Origin of the sequence: Micromonospora parastrephiae, from assembly GCF_016802865.1 — a bacterium.
GTDB classification, from domain to species: domain Bacteria; phylum Actinomycetota; class Actinomycetes; order Mycobacteriales; family Micromonosporaceae; genus Micromonospora; species Micromonospora parastrephiae.
Genome location: NZ_JAEVHM010000366.1, coordinates 1 through 2,366, shown reverse-complemented (window position 1 = coordinate 2,366; position 2,366 = coordinate 1). Strand labels below are relative to the sequence as shown.

At 73.7% G+C, this 2,366-nt stretch carries 2 protein-coding genes; one reads left to right on the top strand and one right to left on the bottom strand.

The window, feature by feature from the left end; all coding sequences use genetic code 11:
• The coding region (locus JNW91_RS31015) for a serine/threonine-protein kinase (protein ID WP_203179007.1) at positions 1-934 on the bottom strand (934 nt) is incomplete at its 3' end.
• 538 nt (positions 935-1,472) lie between these two features.
• Here JNW91_RS31015 and JNW91_RS34135 point away from each other — a divergent pair.
• Positions 1,473-2,366: RNA polymerase sigma factor (locus JNW91_RS34135; protein ID WP_407664416.1), on the top strand; the 894-nt coding region annotated here is incomplete at its 3' end.

Below are 2,366 nucleotides of genomic sequence, written 5' to 3'. Positions count from 1 at the left end.
CGCCGGCCGGGGCGACGGCCGCGCCGAGCGGCACGTCGGTGCGGGTGCCCGGCCCGGCGTCGGCGCAGCGGAACGGACTCGCCGAGTCGCGGTGGGGCGGTTCACCGCCGGTCACCGCAGTCCGGGCCGCCTCCGCCATCGCCGCGCCACTGCTGAAGCGGTCGAGTGGATCCTTGGCCAGTGCCCGCGAGACCAGGGCGCGGACCGCCTCCGGGATCTCGTGTGGCAGCTCCGGCGGCTCGTCGTCCAGGTGCCGGACGGCGACCTGGAGCGGGTTGTCGCCGGTGAACGGTGGACCGCCGGTGAGGCAGCAGTAGGCGACGGCGCCCAGGGCGTAGATGTCGGTGGCGCCGCTGACCGGCCGACCGGCGGCCTGCTCGGGCGCCATGTAGAGGGCGGTGCCGGGCACCGCGTTGGTGCTGGTGATGCTGGTGACGTTGGTCGAGCGGGCGACGCCGAAGTCGACCAGGACGACGGTGCCGTCCTCCTGCACCAGCAGGTTGCTGGGCTTGACGTCGCGGTGCACGATGCCGCCGCGGTGCGCCGCGTTCAGCGCATGGGCCGCCTGGGAAACGATCGACATCGTCTCGGACACGTCGAGCCGGCCGGCCGCTTCGATCCGCTTGGACAGCGGTTCGCCCTCGACGAACTCCATCACCAGGTAGTCGGCCCGACCTCCGTCGGGCAGGTCGTCCTCGCCGCAGTCGTAGACCTGCACGATGCCGGGGTGCCGCAGGGCCGCCATGATCCGCGCCTCGGCCCGGAACCGGGCGATGAAGTCGGGGTCGGAGACCAGCGCCGGCAGCAGGACCTTGACCGCGACCTGCCGGCCCAGGACCAGGTCCGAGGCACGCCAGACGTCGCCCATGCCGCCGGTGGCGACACGTTCGTCCAGGCGGTACCGACCGCTGAGCACGACCTCCGATGACAACACAGCCTTACCGTACCTAGAGTGGCGCGGAACGGCGCGCTGCGGCTGACCCGTCGGACGGCCCGTCCCGCCGGTCCCTCCGGTCTGACCTCCACGGACGTTGTCGCTCTGTGACGGTCCACCTGCGAGCTGTGACGAAAGCCGACACATGCGCGACAGGGTCTTCCCGAGGACTCAATTATCCATTCGCGGGCGCGGTAAGCGTTCCCCGACCACCACGCGTTACGGGAACGCGCCGAGCACCCGGGTAGATAATTGTCACTCTTCCGTGACACGGTGCCGACTTGTCGCCCGGTTGGTCCGCTCCTAGCGTTAGCGCGGCTCGGGCCCGCCCGGTGGCTACGGCGCGTGACGCGTCGAGAGCCGACCGTCTTCGCGCTGGCCCCGACCTCCGCTGCGGCCACCCCGGTCGTCGGCGTGATCAGAATCGGTGGAAGGCGGTGCGGGTGCGGGGGCTGGTCGGGCCGACGCGTCGCGCCACATCGGGTGCCGCGGTTCGGCGGATCGGGTCGAAGCGCCCCGGGCGATCCGCGGGTCACCGATGACCACCGAACTGACCGAGGCGGTCACCGCGGCCAAGGCCGGCGACGAGGACGCGTTCCGCTTCCTCTACCGCAGCCTCCAGCCCGGTCTGCTGCGCTATCTGACCGCCCTGGTCGGCGCGGACGCCGAGGACGTCGCGTCGGAGACCTGGCTGCAGATCTCACGCGACCTGCCCAGCTTCACCGGCGGTGAGTTCCGGGCCTGGACCGTCACCATCGCCCGCAACCGGGCGATGGACCACCTGCGGAAGCTGCGCCGCCGACCGTCGCTGCCGGTTCCGGTGCAGGCGCTCGCCGATCTGGCCGGCGACGCGGACACCGCCGAGCGGGCCGGCGAGACGATCGGCACCGAGGCCGCCCTGGCGTTGATCGCCACCCTGCCGCCCCGCGAGGCGGAGGCCGTCCTGCTGCGAGCGGTGATCGGCCTGGACGCGGAATCCGCCGGTCAGGTGCTCGGTCGCCGTGCCGGTGCCGTCCGGACCGCCGCCCATCGGGGCCTGCGCCGACTCGCGGCCCTCCTGGAACGGCCGGATCCGGCCACGGCCAGCACACCCACCGTCGAGGCCGGTACGTCACCGGTCGACCGCGGCGCGATCGCGCCGCCGCTCGGGGCCGATGGCGCTGTGCCCCTGGGCGGGGCCGATGGCGCTGTGCCCCTGGGCGGGGCCGATGGCGCTGTGCCCCTGGGCGGGGCCGATGGCGCTGTGCCGTCCCTCCTGGAACGGCCGGATCCGGCCACGGCCAGCGACACCCGACCGTCGAGGCCGGTACGTCACCGTCGACCGCGGCGCGAGTCGCGCCGCCGCTCGGGGCCGATGGCGCTGTGCCCCTGGGCGGGGCCGATGGCGCTGTGCCCCTGGGCGGGGCCGATGGCGCTGTGCCCCTGGGCGGGG